Origin of the sequence: Nostoc sp. CmiVER01 (genome assembly GCF_034531135.2) — a bacterium.
Lineage (GTDB): Bacteria > Cyanobacteriota > Cyanobacteriia > Cyanobacteriales > Nostocaceae > Nostoc.
Window position 1 is genome coordinate 74,529 of sequence record NZ_JAVRBU020000025.1, and the last position, 17,065, is coordinate 91,593.

The window sequence follows — 17,065 nt, forward strand, 5'->3', positions numbered from 1 at the left end:
TCACTCCCCACTCCCTACTCCCTAGATTCTTAACGCAAAGATTCAAGAATTATTGCTGTTGTAATTAAACACAACAGGATAATTCCCAGTGGAAGCAAAAACTGTTGTAAAAGGTATAGCAGTATGGGTATGATTTGTAAGATACCTAAACCACTGGATAGAACATAGGCGATCGCAATGCCAACTAGCACCAGTAAGAAATATTTCAAGGATTTAGAAGCAAAGCGAAATAGTAGCGTGTCTTGATTTGAGTCCATAATTTTACTCACGAAAGTATCTAATTTTTTAGCAGTGAATATTTTTTTGATTTCCCATTTTCCATTTTAAAAAAAGGCTATGGGAAATCGCGCCCAACCTGAAGATTAGTTTTACCCGTCGATATTCACCTGTTCAGATGAATTATTCAAAGACTGTTGTTGCCTTTGTGGATTGTTTTGCTTTTCATAATTCGCTAATAGTTGGAAGGAAATAAACAAGCCTAACAACAGCAGCAAAAACGAGCCAAAACCAGAGGAATACTTATTTATTTCTCGCTCAATACCACATTTGAGACAAACATATCTATTGGGATTTCGTGTATCTTGGGCAAAAGGGCACTGATTTTGATTGCAATCATGATGACAATCTCTGTCTAACATCATTGAACCTCCTGTAGGGTAATGGCTTACATACTGAGTTGTAAATATGCTCTACAGAATCTAGTTAGTTAATACCCACTGCCTGTTTAGTAGACACCACTTTCATGAGTGATTAATATCGGACAGTAACAAGTAATATGTGTGATTTACTAAGCTTGCAGTAGTAGCGCTCTCTAAATCTCTCCTCAACCAACTTTTTTTGACGCTTAACTTAACTTCGCCTGTATTACTTACAAGAGTAATACAGTCCAAAATGCTTTGCAGTCGGATAAAGTAAGTTCCCTACCGAGTAGGAAAAAGTATTTTGTAGTATGATAGGTAGGAATAAGTAGTAAAAATATCGTTATAATAAATTCTAAATGATACATCAAGTTAGCAAATGGGTGTAGAAGAAGCCTTAGAGTTTGTAGATGACTTGGTTTTTCTCAAGACGGGAGAACACCTAGATAAAACTCAAAGGATTATCTTGAGTCATTTGTGGGAGGATGAAAAGCGGACTTACCAGGATATTGCCAACAGTGTTCGTTATACAGAAGCGCATTTAAAAGCAGTTGGTGCCGAACTTTGGCATTTTCTATCAAAAGTGTTAGGAGAGAAAGTCTCAAAATCAACCTTCCAAGGAGTGGTTCAGAGGTTTAGAACAACTCAACAGGCGCAAAAAATCCTTGATATTCCAAATCTAGGGGGCAATGGCACTAAACCCCAAGATTTAGATGCTAACTTCGTGGGGCGCGATCGCCAAATAGCCGAACTCCACACCTTAGTCAGTCGGGGACAAAAAGTCATCCTCATCCAAGGTGAAGGTGGTGTTGGCAAAACCAGATTAGCACGCAAATATTTTAAAAGTCAAAAATTTAATTTTGTCCTAGAACTGTGGATGGCCACAGAAATCCAAAACCTTACTCCTGTAGAGAGTGTGGTTGAAGAATGGCTACGGCGGTACTTTAACGAAGAACCGGGAGGAGACTTTGGTATCAGCTTAGAACGACTACGGCGCAAACTCCGAGAACAAACATCTAAAATTGGGGTATTTATCGATAATCTAGAAACTGCTCTCGATCAAAATGGTAAGTTCCTAGAATATCGTCGCCCTTATGTTGAGCTATTAAGAGTACTAGCAGATTCAGATGTGCATTCAGTTACTTTAGTAACAAGTCGTGAGCGTTTGCGCGAGTCTAGTGTAGAGGTTTATCTCTATCCACTCGAAGGTTTAGATGATGAAGCATGGCGGGAGTTTTTCAGCAGTTGCCACATTAATTGTGATTGTACTATTCTCAGTGAAATGTGCAGAGCTTATGGAGGTAACGCCAAAGCCATGCAAATTCTCCGAGGAGCAATATTGACAGATTTTTCTGGTGATATACACGCTTATTGGCAGGAAAACTGTACAGATTTATTAATAGAAAGAGAGTTAAAAGATTTAGTCGCTAGTCAATTTACGCGTCTCCAAGAAAATGACTTAGAAGCCTATCGTCTCCTGTGCCGTTTAGGATGCTATCGTTATCAAGATATTCCTTCATTACCTATTGAAGGAGTTTTATGTTTGCTTTGGGATGTCCCAGAAAAAAAACGTAGAGGTGTAATTAAAGCTCTGCAAGACTTGTCTTTAATAGAAACCAAAAAGGGACAATATTGGTTGCATCCGGTAATTCAGTATGAAGCAATCAGTAGATTAAGATTAGTTAGTGAAGAATGGGAATTAGTAAACCGAAAAGCCGCAGAATATTGGACACAACGAGTTACAGCCATTAAAGATATTACAGATGCATTAACCGCTTTAGAAGCTTATTATCACTATGTAGAAATTAGTGATTTTGAGCAAGCTGGTGATGTAATTTTACAAGGGCGAGGTAAACAGTGGAGTATAGGTTTGCCTTTGGGTTGCTCCTTTTACCAACTAGGACTGCTCCAGAAAAACTTCTCTGTAATTAAACGGATAATAGATGATATAAAATCCCAAGAAAGGCTAATTAGACTTTATAATATACTTGGCTATACATATCGAATTATCGGTTGCATTCGAGAAGCTATAGAATGCTATGAAAAATCAGAAGAAGTATTAGGTAAATTAGATGTCAAGCAAACAAAAATATCTATTGTATTCAATACTGGGCTTTGTAAACTTGAATTATGGGAAATAGAAGCAGCCGAAGATTGTTTCAATTCTGTTTGTAGCCTTGCTGAACAGAATAGCAATCTTGATGATTATATGACTTATGCTCAATGCTGTCTAGCTTTGATAAAATCACGCTCTGGTAGCAGAGAAGATGCCTTTGGTCTTGCTGAAGTTGCCTCTTCTGCCATGTCATTATCAACTAGAGTGACCCTATGGGGAATCGGGCATAGTTTAGTAACTCTCTGCTTAACTTATCAAAACTTAGGTAATCTACAAAAATCCTTTGAATTGTGCCAACGAGCTATATTTCATTCTGAACAAAATAACTTTACTCAAATTAAGGCAAAAGCTATAAGTTGTCTGGCTGAACTTTTTCGGGAACAAGGAGAATTTACCAGAGCAATTTTTCATCATTTAGAAGCGATAGCAATTCTTGATAGAATTGGTGCTAAATCAGACTTAGCTGAAGCTTATTATCAGTTGGCATTGACTCATCAGAAGATGGGTGAAATGATTCCAAGTAGAGAAAAATTTGTGCAAGCGATCGCACTTTTTAACGAAATGCAAGCACCCAAACAAATTGAGAAGGTACAAACAGCAATGGAGTGTTTTGAAAAATAAGCGATGATATTAGATTTTACCTTCATCTATGTTCTCGAATTACCTGGCTAAACTCATTAATTGCTCCTAGAGAGGTCTATAAGTATTACGGTATAGTAATTCTAGGCAAAATAAAGCGATCGCTCCTGGAGAGGTTTTATGTCCCTAACCCTTGAAGACTTGGAACAAATGCAGCAACAGCATCCCGACTATCGCATGGAACTAGTCAAGGGTAATATTATTGTTATGAGTCCATCAGGATACGAATCAGATGAGGTCGCAGCTGAAATGGTAGCCCAGTTACGTAACTGGGTTAGACCCCGCAAACTGGGACGAACAGCAGCTTCTAGCGCCGGTTTTAGATTGCCAAATTCAGATTTACGCGCACCGGATGCCTCATTTGTTTTAGCCGAACGCTTGCGTCGCAGTCCGAAGTCTTTTGCTCAATTGGCTCCCGATTTGACTGTAGAGGTGAAGTCCCCTAGTGATAATTTAGAGGATCTCAGAGCCAAGATTCAAGAATTTCTGAGCTTGGGAACTAAGGTAGGAATTCTGCTCAATCCAGATGAGCGGATTGTTGAACTTTACAACTTTGGACAAGAAGCAATAATACTTCGTAATGGCGATATTTTAACAGTTCCTGAACTGCTCCCAGGATGGGAAGTACCAATTGCAGATTTGTGGCCTCCAGAGTTTGACTAGGATAGTATGAAAAACACGGAGAAAGGAAACCCATATTCAAAAACAGGGGTCTAAATTCCCATTACAAAACTTAATTACGTTAGCGTAGCGGTAGCGTACTCTTACAGAGAAGCAAGCTACGCGCAGCGTCTCGTAGAGAGGAACGAGCGTCCGTAGGAGCGTCATGATGAATTATTTAACCTTCAGGAGTTTAAAAACTACCGAATAGGGACGTGTTTTGGAATTAAATAGCTTTTGATCGTCTTCTACGAGATGATATCGCTCTGGTGTAATTCTTGGTTCTTCAAATTCCTCTACAGAAAAACCTGCTGCCTTGAAAGCTTTCCAGTAATCGGAAAGAGGACGGTGAAACCAGATAAATGGTGTTGTAAAATGGTTCCAAGGTTGTTCGTTGCGTTGTGTCCTTTCAAAGTAAGAAGAAGCCCAACCATAAAAAACCGTCCCATCCTCATTTACAGTTGTCGGGCTACCTTGGGGAAAGCAAGGATGTGAGAACACAAGGATTGCAACACCACTAGGCTTAAGAACACGATTGAATGCTTTGATTGCTCCTTCGAGATCGAGCAAATCCATGAGAACATAATTCGAGACGATCATATCAAATTGCTCATCTGGAAGCGACTTTAGTTCAGTGCATGAATCCAAATAAAAATCTATATCTAGATTATTTTGGCTAGCTCTGAATTGGGCAATTTCTATCATCTGAGGTGAAAAATCTATACCAGTTACACTGGCCCCCTTAAGACAAAGCTGGCGTGCTAAATATCCTGTACCACAACCAGCATCGAGGACAGACAATCCTGCAACATTACCAGCGAAACTCCATAGTACTGGATCTGAGTTCAGAATTCGATTGTCGTCGCCATCTTCACCAACTTGAATATCCCAGTCTCTAGCTCTATTGTCCCAAAGTTCAAGTATTTCTTTATCGTCCAAGTTTGCCATTATTTCTTCAGTCATATCTTCATTCCTGAAAAGAATAACTTAATTATTTTTACATAGAAATATGCTAAAAGTTTGCTGTATTTAATACATAATTTAATTGTGAGAGTAAACTCCAAGAGCAAAATTTTACAATATAGCGATGCCTGCGGCGGTAAACTACGCTAATCCGAGAAAAAGGATAAAACTATCAAAATTTGGCAACTGCGATAGTGATTTAGTCCCCGATCAGCCGAGGAACGGTAGAATATACCTAATTTTCGTAGCTTCAAAAGCCAAACTATGACGATGCATTCCACACTCCAACGTGCATTTACTAACCGCCGCGTCCTGAAAGTGATTAGCGGCTTGAATAACTTCGACGCCGCTAGCGTCGCTGCTACTGTTAAAGCTGCTGAATTTGGCGGTGCTACTTTTGTCGATATTGCCGCCGATCCAGCTTTGGTAGAGCTAGCTAAAAGTTTGACAAATTTACCAATTTGTGTTTCAGCAGTAGAACCAGAAAAATTTGTGCAAGCTGTTGCAGCTGGTGCTGATTTAATTGAAATCGGGAATTTCGATTCCTTCTATTCTCAAGGACGCCGCTTTGAGGCTCCAGAAGTGTTAGCTTTGACTCAGCAAACCCGCGCTCTCCTCCCGGAAATTACCCTATCTGTCACTGTTCCCCACATCCTGGAACTAGATCAACAGGTACAGTTAGCAGAAGAACTGGTGAAAGCTGGAGCAGATATTATCCAAACTGAAGGCGGTACTAGCAGTAACCCAGTTCACCCTGGAACTTTAGGATTAATTGAAAAAGCTGCTCCCACCTTGGCAGCAGCTTTTGAGATTTCCCGTGTGGTGTCAGTACCAGTATTGTGTGCTTCAGGCATTTCTAACGTTACTGCACCATTAGCGATCGCAGCTGGTGCTGCTGGTGTTGGTGTTGGTTCTGCCATCAACCAACTCAATAGCGAAGTAGCAATGATTGCGGCTGTACGTGGCTTAGTAGAAGCCTTAGCGACTGCTAGCAACCGGGCGATCGCTTAGTTTTTAATCGGGAGTGGGGAGTGGGGAGTGGTGAATATAAAAATTCCCTCTTCCCTATTCAGTACAGACGCGATTAATCGCGTCTCTACCTACTCCCCTCACCCCAAACAATCCTTCAACGCATAAATCACCTGATCTTGCTGTTGTTGTGTCAGTTCTGGGTACATAGGCAAGGATATAACTTCATGGCAAGCTTGCTCTGCTATCGGTAAGTCACCAATTTGATAGCCCAGGCTTTGATAAACTGGTTGTAAATGTAAAGGGTGAGGGTAGTAAATCATGGAACTCACGCCCTGTTCTTGCAATTGACTACGCACCCAATCTCGATATTTGGCGCTAGAACCATTTCGCTCTTCGCCTGAGATGCGAATAGTATATTGATTCCATACTCCAACACCCTCAGGTAATTCTTGCGGTGGGACAATTCCCGGAACTTGACTAAGGAACTGATAGTAATAGTTGGCGATATCTCGTCGGCGATTATTCCAAATATCTAAATAACGTAGCTTAATTTGCAAAATAGCTGCTTGGAGAGCATCCAAGCGACTATTTACACCGATTTCCTCATGTAAATATCTAATTCTACTGCCATGATCTCGTAGTATTCGCAGTTTAGTGGCGATCGCAGGGTCATTAGTCGTTATTGCCCCGCCATCACCGCAACCACCAAGATTTTTGGTAGGGTAGAAACTAAAGCAACCAATATGTCCAATGCTTCCGACTTTTTGATTAGCCCACCTTGCACCTGTAGACTGAGCGCAATCTTCAATGATTGCCAAATTGTAAGACTGAGCGATCGCCATCAATGATGTCATATCCACAGGTTGTCCAAATAGGTGCACCGGGATAATCGCTTTAGTTTTGGGTGTAATCGCCGCCGTTACTTGCTCGACATCCAAATTCAAGGTAGTAGCGTCAATATCAACGAAAACAGGCTTTGCACCCACGGCGCTAATTACTTCAGATGTAGCAATAAAAGTGAAAGGCGTTGTAATCACTTCATCGCCTGTACCAATGTCCAAGACTCGTAACGCTAAGTAGAGCGCATCAGTACCAGAATTACAAGCTACACATTGAGTAACAGTATTATAAGCAGCAAACTGTTGCTCAAAGCCTTCGACTAAGGGGCCACCGATATAGCGACCAGAAGCGAGAACTTCTAAGACAGCTGCACTTACTTCTGCTTCGATGGTGGTGTATTGCTGCTTGATATCAAAGGCAGGGATAGGATTTACACTTTGGATCATGAGTTCTTATTTTATTGGGAGATACAAAGGATGCACTTCGAGAGTCAATTTTTGCTAATTGAATTGTTAATCAAAAAGGAGCTACTAAAAGACTATCGTCCAAGATACGCATCTATTAGGGTTTTTACTTAAATTAAGGCGCCAGAAACTACCGCACATTTAATTTACAGATAATAAGCATACTAGTACGCCACGGCGGAAATAGAGCAACCATTTAAAATTCCTAAAAAGCTGATTCCATAATACTTTTGACTTTTGACTTTTGACTTTTGACTTCCGCCTTGCGGTACTAGGTGTTTGCCATGTTAAGGTTGTACCATTTTTAAATTTTGAATTGATAAAGGTGATATATATCAACCAAGATCCAACACATCGGATCAAAGTTCCAGATGTGTGGGCTGCTTTGAAAAGGAAATACCAGGAGATGGAGATAGAAAACTTATGCAGGAGTTGATCAAGCTGGATTTTGTGGATTTAGCTATTGCTGTGGGATTGATGGCGATCGCTATTGGTTTATCTGCCTGGGAAAAATTAGGACTAGAGTTAAACTTAGCCCTTGCTACTGGGAGAACCATCTTACAACTACTTGTATTGGGATACATTTTAGATTTCATCTTGGCTTTGGACAATGCTTGGGCAGTTTTGGCGATATTAACAATAATGCTGACAATTACGGCGATTGTCGCACGAAATCGGATCAGCCAAAAAATTCCTTATGTATTGCCTTTGGTGTGGGGTGCAATTTTAATTAGTACCGCCCTGACAGTGCTTTACACCAACTTCTTGATCATTCAACCACAAAGATGGTACGAACCACAGTATGTAATTCCCCTAGCAGGGATAGTCTTAGGTAATGCTACTAATGCAGCTGCGATCGCAGGCGAACGTCTTGTCAGTACCATTAATTCCAGCCATCTCGAAATCGAAACTCATTTGAGCTTAGGTGCAACGCCCCAGCAAGCAGTTAGCCAGTATCGCAAAGATGCCATCAGAGCCGGATTGATTCCAACTCTCAATCAAATGCTCCTCATCGGTATGGTGGCAATACCAGGAATTACCACCGGACAGCTATTAGCTGGTGTAAAACCACTGGATGCTGTATCATACGAAATTTTAATTATATTTATGGTTGCTTTCGCTAATTTGTTGACAACACTTTTAGTCACAAAAGGATTGTGTCGTCAATTTTTCAATTCTGCCGCGCAGTTAGTCAGGTAATGACTTTTTTAATAAAAGGTAAATTAAAATGGCATTTAGTAATTACAAAAGTATCAGCGCAGTAATTAAAAAATTTCAAATCAAATATGTACAGTCTAATTTTATATTAGAAGTGGATTTTCCAGTTAAACAGTCTTTTAAAGAAGAATTAGATTTGCTATTTACAGATGGAGTTATTGATAATTCTGAAGATGCTATTTGTGAAAATCTCATCTATCCAGTATTGAAAGAAGTATGGAAAAATTACCGAAGTAAATTAACACTTTGGAGTCATGAAACATTAGCTTACGATGAAGATTTATCAGGCGTTCCAGATTATACGGTTACACAGCGAAATCCTCTAGGTACGATTGTTTTTGATAAACCTTATTTTTTGACAGTTGAAGCTAAACAAGACAAATTTGAAGAAGGCTGGGGTCAGTGTTTAGCTGAAATGATCGCAGTGCAGCGAATTAATGATGATTTTGTCAGTGATATTTTTGGGATTGTTTCTAACGGTAAAATATGGCAATTCGGAAAATTGATTGCTGATGTATTTACTCGGAATAGAAATTTGTATGTAATTCAAGATTTAGATAAATTATTTGCGGCAGTTAATTATATTTTTCAAGAATGTGAATTAAAAATACAAAAACAATAGTATTGTGTATTTTACCGATGAAATTAAAGGATATTCACGAAGTCGTCAACTATATAATAAACCTCTCTCAAAAGCAGAGAGAGATTTTAAAATTTATACACAAAATTTTTAGATTAACTCCTCACTCCTAACTTTTCTACCCACCTAAAGTCCGCGTATAAATTACCTGACCTTGGGAATCATAGAGGAAAAGAGACAAGCTGGCATTATCACTAATTACAGCTAAAGCCTCTCGTAATATTTGCAAGTGATTGGTAACGTCAACAGCAGTATCCGAATTTTTAGAATAAGGAGTAGCTAGGTTATTTTGCCTTATTTGATCATACTCAGGAGTTAGCCGGACAATAATTCCTGCATTGTCTATGCTAAAGGTGCAAATCCGAATTCCATTAATACAAGTTTTATCCAAGTCAGTGCGAGTTTGTTGCAAACTACTAATAACTTGTACTTTTTCTTGTGCTTGTTTGAGAGCTATTGAGTAGGGTTCAATGAGAGACTGAGCCTGAGTGTAGTACAAGCTATCTTGGGAAATCTTTTTAGCAGTTTGCAAAGCTTGATCCCAGTATGTCGTTGCTGCAAGCCATTGGTTTTGTTGCTCATATACTTTGGCTTGCTTGGCAGTGCTAACGGCTTGTTGGTAGGCTTTCACAGCTAATCGTTCTTTAGTAGCGCGATCGCGTGCCGCTACTAACTTAGGTTTATAATCTACCAACAGCTTTTCGGCTTCTTGGTATCCAAGGCTAGTTATGGGAATGCTATTCAAAGCATTAATAGCCACCAGCCAAGTAGACTGAACCTTTTGCCAGTCATTCAAAGATTTAGCAGTAGCTTGCCGATTCTCGGCTGCACTAGCTACAGCTTTTGCTGCCGTTAGTTTTTTTAGCCATTTTTCCTCCGTAACTATCTGCTGATTTACAGCGTGCAAACGGACACGATAATTAAGTAATTTTCCTTGCACCAGTCCATAGAGTTCATTACTGGAACTTATAGTTTCTAGTGGGGCTATAGCCTGTCGCCATAAGTGTTGCCTAGCTTGTAATTCCTCTAGGCTAGATGCAGGAGTTTGAACCTTTTGTGTCGCCAAAGATCCCATCTGCAAAGCCTTGACCACCTGGCTGATTTTTTCTGACCGTCCAGACAAACTTGCTCTTAGTTCTTCTGATACCTGGTAACGAGGCGACCAACTAGGAATTGCATTCAAGGCTGCACTAGCTGCCGTAAGTTGTTGTTGTATAGCTACTAATTCTTTTTCGGACTTGGCGCGGCGCAAAAGTTGCGGGGATTCTGTTTTTAATTGTTCGGCGTTTTGTATTTCTTTACACTCAGACATCAAACAAGGGCGAGTCAACAAGTAAGCACCGCCGCCTAAAACTATAACTCCCACCAAAGCTGCACCCAGTAAAATGGATTTGATTTGAGATGCTGGCTTTGAAGTCTGCAAATTCGGCGCATCTGCCAACGGGTCAAACAGTTCCTCCTCAATCTTATCGATTGATGGAGAATAGGTAATAGCTGATGAAGAAAGGGTAGAAAAGTATTGCCCCCCTGCCCCCCCTGCTCCCTCTGCCTCCCCTGCCTCCCCTGCTCCCTCTGCCTCCTCTGCCTCCCCTGCCTCATCTCCCCCTCCCCCCATCTCTCTCAGAGGCAAGAAACATTTTGCATAAGGGAGTTGTTCACCAAAAACTCTGAGGAAACATTGCACTCGCCGTTCTCTGTGGGGTGCTAGAGACTGAAGTACTTCCTCAATTACTGCAAAGATTGTTTGAGTATCAACTATTACATCTGATTCGTGTTGGGTTAAAATCATTAACCCGTCTTTATTGACGGCACACTTAACCTTGAAGACTTCAGCCGTTGAGACTTCTGCAAGTAATTGTTCCTGCAAAGTTTTGGCTAAAAGCTGTAAATCTTCCTGCTGGACTGCTACTTTCATAGAGCTTTCCCGCTTAATTTCTATATTGTTTTGATTATCTTTAAGAGAATGAAATGAACTTTTTAGGTTTGTTGAATGCAAATGCACAGTTTAACCAACCACAGCCTGAAAATCTGAACGACCAACGTTCTAACACACATTCAGACTTTTCACCAAAAATCAAAAAAGTAATTATTGTTCGCGTTGTTACATTTTTACAATGCCAGATGCAAAATCAAATTATCTGTCTTTAGATGTAAATTACAAATAAAAAATGGGAATAATAGAATTTTTGAGTATTTTAACTGCATTATTTCGGGACAATAAAATACACAGGAGCTAATGTTCTGCAAAATCGGAGTTGTAGAGCAGTTGTCACAAATTTATCCAAAGGTTAAGGAAACTATGCTAAGTCAGAGGGTTTTGACAGAAATGGTAGTTATCTTCTATGCTAGGAAACTTACTGAAGAGATAAATTACATGTTGTGACTCTAGCACCAACAGGTTGGCTATCAAAATTAATCTGCCTAATTGGCTGAAATCGATAAAATTGACTGGTGAAAAATAAATTTTTATAGCTGCTAAAAGCTTAATTTTAAAATAAAAGTGCTGCAAAATATTAAAACAGCATTAAGCAAAGGCTGGGAAAGTGTAAATACAAGGTGTATCAATGGATTTATTAGAGTATCAAGTTAAAGAGTGGTTTGGCAAGATAGGCATTCCTGTATTGCCTTCCCAACGAATTGACCATCCCACAGATTTGAAACGTTTAAAAATTCGCTTTCCAATTGTACTGAAATCTCAAGTACATGGAGCGGAACGGGCAAAAGCAGGTGGAGTCAGATTTGCGGAGACTACAATTGATGCGATCGCAGCTGCCCAAAATATCTTTAGTTTACCAATATGGGGCGAGTTGCCAGAAGTTGTGCTGGCAGAATCCCAATACGATGCCAACCAGGAATTTTATCTGGCGGTGGTTTTAGATACTGCTGTTTGCCGACCAGTTCTTTTAGGTTGCAAGGAAGCAGACATTGATTGGGAATCGGCTGGGGAAAGAATGCACTATGTTGTCGTGGAACAAGAATTCTCGCCATTTTATGCGCGACGACTGGCTTTGAAAATGGGTTTGCAGGGGACGCTGATGCAGTCGGTAAGCTGCGTTGTCCAGAAGATGTACCACTTATTTGTGCAAAAAGACCTAGATTTAGTCGAAATCAATCCCTTGGCAGTCAGTGCTACTGGTCAAGTTATGGCTCTTAATGGTAAAGTCAGGGTCAACGAACGGTCAATCAAGCGTCATCCTGACCTCACCGAGATGGCGGCAAAAATCATCAGTCGTCATACCAGTACTGAAATCAATGGTATATTGGGCGACTGGGATGGAGTGAAAATGCACGGTAAAATTGGTATTTTAGGTAATGGTACTGGTTCAGTAATGGCAACTTTGGATTTAGTAGCTAATGCTGGTGGCAATCCAGGTGTTTGTTTGAATCTACGTCATGCTTACGTTACAGACACTAAACCAACTACTTTCCGCGATCGCTTAGAAACAGGTCTAAAAATCCTAGAGGCTGATAACAGCATTCAAGTAATATTAATTAACTTTCTGGGTAGCATTCCTCAAACAGAAGAAGTAATTGAAGTTATAGCCAGAGTTGTGGAGCAAGACAACAGCGAACTTAACTCACAGGTTGTGCATTCTAATGGTAGTAAAAGTCGGCAAGAGCAGAATTTTTCACCTTTAGTTGTCCGTCTTGCTGGTTCAGAATTTGATGATGCGAGAAAGTATTTAGCAACACTAAAAACCCCCAGCAATGCGCTCCTTGTAGTAGAAAATTTAGATGAGGCAGTAGCGGCAGCAGTTCGTCTGGCTAAACCAACGGCTAATAAGAGGTAATGAGTGTTACATTCTTCAAATTCAAAATTCAAAAAAATTGATTTAATCCGACACTATAAATATGTCTTTTTTATGCCCAGTGCCATAGACGACTGGGTTGCTAAACTTACGGTAATTTTTTATGAACCTAACGCCAGACAGTAAAGTATTAATTCAAGGCTTTTGTGAATTTATATCAGGCACTCATGTTGCTCAAATGAAAGCTTATGGTACGAACTTAGTAGCCGGTGTCAATCCTGGATGTGGCGGACAGGAACTGCATGGATTGCCAGTTTTTGACTTAGTAGAGGAAGTAATAGAACAATTTGGGGTAATTGACACAACAATTATCTGTGTAGATCCTTACGACGTACTAGATGCGGCATTAGAAGCGATCGCATCTCATATTCGCCAGATCATTATTATCACTGCTGGTGTGCCACCTTTGGATATGGTGCAACTACTCCGCAAAGCCGAAGCCTGTGAAACTTTGGTAATCGGGCCAAATAGTCCGGGGATCATTGTGCCGGGGAAAATTCTTTTAGGTACTCAACCAAGCGAATTTTATACTCCTGGCAGAGTGGGGATTGTTAGTCGTAGTAGCACCCTTACCTACGAAATCGCCTACGAATTAACAAAAGCAGGTTTGGGGCAGTCGATTAGTGTCAGTATTGGTAGTGATGCGATCGTTGGTTCCTCCTTTCTCCAATGGTTGCAAATTCTTGATGAGGATGAAACTACAGAGGCGATCGTTTTAGTTGGTCAACCTGGCGGTGGTAGTGAAGAAGCAGCAGCCCGGTACATTACCGAGGCAATTGATAAACCAGTAATTGCCTACATTGCAGGTAGACTTGCACCACCAGGAAAAACTTGGCGTCAAACAGGGACTTTAGCAACAGTTATCGGACGCGATCCTAACTTTGGCACGGCTCAAAGTAAATTAGCTGCTTTAAAAGAAGCGGAAGTTCCAGTAGCTGAACGTCCTTCTCAGATTCCAGAATTATTGAGAAAGGAGATTAGTTAACATCAAATATTTAGATCGCGCAGAGCCAGACGAATTTGCTCCAAACGCCTGCGATTAACACCAAGATCCGACTCTCCCACACGAGCTGCCGATCGCACATGAATTACTGATTCATTGGGAGGGAAATAAAACTCTACATCATCAATAAATTTAAAGATACGGCTTTTAGAAATAGCGTGGATGTAATTATCTGTTTGTTCTATAACTTCTGTGCGGGGAACGACGGTGAGAGTTTTTAGTAAAGTTTTTCGTGCTGCATCACGATCTATATGATAGGCAATTGGGTCAATGGCATGTTTAGGATCGCCATCTTGACTCACAACACAGTTGTCTGAAGCCGGACATGAACTAAGATGACCATTATTAACTCCCAAAGCCGAAGAGGTAGCCCAAGCTGCGGTAGGAAGTATTAAAGTATTAATTAAAGTTAGCAATATTACAAAAGCGATACTCCGCACGAGTCGCTGTGTGAAGGCTATTAGCAGACAAAACATTATAAATTTATTCCTCAAGGTTTGAATAGCAGACAATCTCTAAATATTGAATCGTGTTTTAGTAGAGTATCACCCCTTGGTTATAGGCATTTACAAAACTCGTGTAGTCATACTCAACTTGAGTTGCATAGTCCACCGCAAAGTTAACAATTTCGTCTTTAAATACAGCCTTGTTACCGCTAACAATATCAGTCACTTCTTTGTCAACGCTGACAGGAATAATCGCAGCATCATAGTCTTTATCAGAGATTGCATGGTTCTTGGCAACGACCTTACCCGCATACCCCATCGCATCCATGAATTTTGATTTAGTGGTTAGCAATGTATAGTCAAAGTCCACTTGGTAGGGTGATTTTTCATGTACCATAAACGGGATACCATTGACCGTAGTGTAGCCAACCAGAGGGTCAGTATTGGAAAGCATTGCTTTAGTGGCGATTGCCACCCTCGCCCCTTCTTGATTGCTGTAAACTGAAGTTGGCAGCAGACCTGGAACTGCGATCGCAACTGCACTACTACCTTCCTGCTTCATCTCCAAAATGCGATCGTCGTCGGTTCCTGTTGGCCCCTCAATCAGTAAGTAATATCGGTACTTACCAAGACTACCAGTACCTGAACCTAATTTTAGTCGAATGTCTTTGAGAGCATAATAACTATTGCTATAGCGTTTACTGCTAGGAATTGAGGCAATATAATTGCTTATAGCCCCAGCAATGTCGGAATAGGTGCTGCTGGATACAGGCTGAAGTTCTGAGGTAGTTTGAAATACTCGATTGTTAGTGTTATTTAACTGCGTGTACTTATTTAGCAAGCTAGAACGACTGTTATCTGATGCCTTTTGAATTAAATCTTTGACCACACCGTTTGTATTGCCAGATTCCAAACGGTATGAAAGTTCGTCGTTGGTTCCCTTAAAGTCGCTCATCTTGTTCAGGTAAGTATCCAAGAAATTCCGAACAATATCTTGAGCATCACTTGAGTTAAGACCGTTCTCTTTAGCTGTCAACAAGATAGAGACTGCCATTCGTCGCAAATCCCAAACGTAGGGGCCAAGATAGCCTTCATCAAAATCGGTGGTGTCAAAAACGTTGTTGTCGTTGCTATCTCTCATCCCTCCAAGATTTTGCAGATGCATATCTCCCTCTAACCAGATAGCTGAGGTTGAAGAATTCACAAATCCTGAACTTGGCAAGGTCTGCATATCACGATAAAAAATGTGATCTGTTCCCCGATAAAAGGCGAAAGGGCTAGCCTTCATCTTTTGCATTTTTGTTGCCAGTTCTTGAGGCAATTGAGAAGCAAAGGGATGATTATATTGATAAATTTCATTCTCTACCCAAGTTGAACGGGGAGTGGCGGCTTGAGTTGGAGATGCAAACCCTAAAATTAAAATTAAGACAAATACGATTGCAGATATAGATATGTATTTTGGCATGACCATCTCTTAAATGTAAAAAATTGACTTTTGTTAGACTCTTGTGTAGAGACAATCATCCAACCACAATTCTTTTAGCACCTAGAGCCATAGTTTAGAAAGTGAGCTAAAGCACAATGCAACAAGTATTCATAGTAAAGAATTCAAAAAGGTAAAATTATAAAGAACCGTCAGAATGTAATCATGTCAGCTATCCAAACAACTGTGGTTCTTGCGATGACGGCCGATGGAAAAATTAGTGCCGTAGATCCTAAAGCGCCTCGTGATGCCGATCCAGTTGATCAAGCACACCTAGAGTATCAAGCCTCCCTTGCCGATTTAGTCTTGGTAGGAGCAGGGACGATTCGGGCTGAGGGAGGAACCTATACAATTCGTAATCCCGAACTTTTGGCAGCACGTAAGGTTCGAGGTCAGTCTCCCCAGCCTATTACCTGCGTTGTCTCAGGTTCCCTTGACCTATCGCTGGACTTACCTTTTTTAAGTCAGGACATTGAGCGATGGATATTTACAACACGCACTGGTTTGAAGCGTAATTCTGATGCAACGAGCTTGCAAAAGCTAGCTGAATTAATCGATTTGGGAGAAACAGACTTAGACTGGGATCGAGCCTACAACTTAATGGCAGAGCGGGGTATTCACAAAGTCATTGTTTTAGGAGGCGGCGCTTTAACAGCTGCTTTACTAAAGGCAGGGCGAATTAATGATTGGTGGTTGACAATTTGGCCCATCATTTATGGAGGAAAGCACGCCTCTACCCCAGTGGAGGGAGAGGGTTTTCTTCTCCAAGCTGCTCCTCATCTCCAACTCGTTGAAACTCGTCAGGTTGGAAGTCAGTTGTTTTTAAACTACCGCATTCTCAGTTGAGTATGCGCTGCCAGAATTAAGGGACTTCTAACTAAAAAAATATTCTATCGTGGTGTAGGCAAGGGGAGAAAGAAAAATATGATCTGAGTAAATTGGATAATTTATTTTCTGGAAGTTCCTAAACGCTATTATCGTTAATACTAAAAAGCGCCCTCCTTATTAGGAGAGCGCTTTTTAATTTAGCTAGAGCTTAGAATTAACCGTTGATAGCAGGAGCGCTCAAAGCGACAGGAGCAACATCACCAGCAGCTAAATCTAAGGGGAAGTTGTGAGCGTTACGCTCGTGCATTACTTCCATACCCAGGTTAGCCCGGTTGATTACATCAGC

At 40.7% G+C, this 17,065-nt stretch carries 15 protein-coding genes and 1 pseudogene; 8 read left to right on the top strand and 8 right to left on the bottom strand.

The window, feature by feature from the left end:
* Positions 1 to 29: 29 nt before the first annotated feature.
* Positions 30 to 257: a hypothetical protein gene (locus RMZ43_RS32085; protein ID WP_322651238.1), complete on the bottom strand. Its 228-nt coding sequence runs from the start codon at positions 255 to 257 to the stop codon at positions 30 to 32.
* A 111-nt stretch (positions 258 to 368) separates the two neighbouring features.
* Positions 369 to 641: a hypothetical protein gene (locus RMZ43_RS32090; protein WP_322652148.1), complete on the bottom strand. Its 273-nt coding sequence runs from the start codon at positions 639 to 641 to the stop codon at positions 369 to 371.
* Between the two features lie 376 nt (positions 642 to 1,017).
* Between RMZ43_RS32090 and RMZ43_RS32095 the strand changes: the two genes are divergently transcribed.
* The gene (locus tag RMZ43_RS32095; protein ID WP_322652149.1) at positions 1,018 to 3,375 is read left to right on the top strand and encodes an AAA family ATPase; all 2,358 of its coding nucleotides are present in this window, start codon (positions 1,018 to 1,020) and stop codon (positions 3,373 to 3,375) included.
* 138 nt (positions 3,376 to 3,513) lie between these two features.
* Entirely contained in the window at positions 3,514 to 4,056 is a 543-nt protein-coding gene (locus tag RMZ43_RS32100) for a Uma2 family endonuclease (protein ID WP_322652150.1), read from the top strand.
* 171 nt (positions 4,057 to 4,227) lie between these two features.
* Here RMZ43_RS32100 and RMZ43_RS32105 read toward each other — a convergent pair whose 3' ends face one another.
* A complete protein-coding gene (locus RMZ43_RS32105) occupies positions 4,228 to 5,016 on the bottom strand; it encodes a class I SAM-dependent methyltransferase (protein ID WP_322652151.1) in 789 nt (262 codons plus the stop codon).
* Positions 5,017 to 5,280: 264 nt separating this feature from the next.
* Between RMZ43_RS32105 and RMZ43_RS32110 the strand changes: the two genes are divergently transcribed.
* Complete coding sequence (locus RMZ43_RS32110; RefSeq protein ID WP_322652152.1) at positions 5,281 to 6,027, top strand: DUF561 domain-containing protein; 747 nt, start codon at positions 5,281 to 5,283, stop codon at positions 6,025 to 6,027.
* A 98-nt stretch (positions 6,028 to 6,125) separates the two neighbouring features.
* On the opposite strand, the gene RMZ43_RS32115 is transcribed toward RMZ43_RS32110, so the two are convergent.
* Positions 6,126 to 7,274: a DegT/DnrJ/EryC1/StrS family aminotransferase gene (locus RMZ43_RS32115; RefSeq protein ID WP_322652153.1), complete on the bottom strand. Its 1,149-nt coding sequence runs from the start codon at positions 7,272 to 7,274 to the stop codon at positions 6,126 to 6,128.
* 441 nt (positions 7,275 to 7,715) lie between these two features.
* Here RMZ43_RS32115 and RMZ43_RS32120 point away from each other — a divergent pair, with 441 nt between their 5' ends.
* Both RMZ43_RS32120 and RMZ43_RS32125 read left to right on the top strand, forming a co-directional pair.
* Positions 7,716 to 8,492: an ABC transporter permease gene (locus RMZ43_RS32120; protein WP_322652154.1), complete on the top strand. Its 777-nt coding sequence runs from the start codon at positions 7,716 to 7,718 to the stop codon at positions 8,490 to 8,492.
* A gap of 28 nt (positions 8,493 to 8,520) precedes the next feature.
* The gene (locus tag RMZ43_RS32125) at positions 8,521 to 9,132 is read left to right on the top strand and encodes a hypothetical protein (protein WP_322651246.1); all 612 of its coding nucleotides are present in this window, start codon (positions 8,521 to 8,523) and stop codon (positions 9,130 to 9,132) included.
* 136 nt (positions 9,133 to 9,268) lie between these two features.
* Here RMZ43_RS32125 and RMZ43_RS32130 read toward each other — a convergent pair whose 3' ends face one another.
* A complete protein-coding gene (locus tag RMZ43_RS32130) occupies positions 9,269 to 11,065 on the bottom strand; it encodes a hypothetical protein (RefSeq protein ID WP_322652155.1) in 1,797 nt (598 codons plus the stop codon).
* 649 nt (positions 11,066 to 11,714) lie between these two features.
* On the opposite strand from RMZ43_RS32130, the gene RMZ43_RS32135 reads away from it, so the two are divergent.
* Both RMZ43_RS32135 and RMZ43_RS32140 read left to right on the top strand, forming a co-directional pair.
* The gene (locus tag RMZ43_RS32135; RefSeq protein WP_322652156.1) at positions 11,715 to 12,941 is read left to right on the top strand and encodes a succinate--CoA ligase subunit beta; all 1,227 of its coding nucleotides are present in this window, start codon (positions 11,715 to 11,717) and stop codon (positions 12,939 to 12,941) included.
* Between the two features lie 121 nt (positions 12,942 to 13,062).
* Positions 13,063 to 13,944, top strand: a complete 882-nt coding sequence (locus tag RMZ43_RS32140; RefSeq protein ID WP_322651249.1) for a succinate--CoA ligase subunit alpha — start codon at positions 13,063 to 13,065, stop codon at positions 13,942 to 13,944.
* Positions 13,945 to 13,946: 2 nt separating this feature from the next.
* On the opposite strand, the gene RMZ43_RS32145 is transcribed toward RMZ43_RS32140, so the two are convergent.
* On the bottom strand, positions 13,947 to 14,438 hold the full coding sequence (locus RMZ43_RS32145; protein WP_322652157.1) for a DUF1499 domain-containing protein: 492 nt from the start codon (positions 14,436 to 14,438) through the stop codon (positions 13,947 to 13,949).
* 58 nt (positions 14,439 to 14,496) lie between these two features.
* Entirely contained in the window at positions 14,497 to 15,873 is a 1,377-nt protein-coding gene (locus RMZ43_RS32150; RefSeq protein WP_322652158.1) for a DUF2252 domain-containing protein, read from the bottom strand.
* Positions 15,874 to 16,056: 183 nt separating this feature from the next.
* On the opposite strand from RMZ43_RS32150, the gene RMZ43_RS32155 reads away from it, so the two are divergent.
* On the top strand, positions 16,057 to 16,737 hold the full coding sequence (locus RMZ43_RS32155) for a RibD family protein (RefSeq protein ID WP_322652159.1): 681 nt from the start codon (positions 16,057 to 16,059) through the stop codon (positions 16,735 to 16,737).
* Positions 16,738 to 16,933: 196 nt separating this feature from the next.
* Here the strand turns inward: RMZ43_RS32155 and RMZ43_RS32160 are convergent.
* Positions 16,934 to 17,065: pseudogene (locus RMZ43_RS32160) on the bottom strand (photosystem II q(b) protein); the annotation flags it as partial.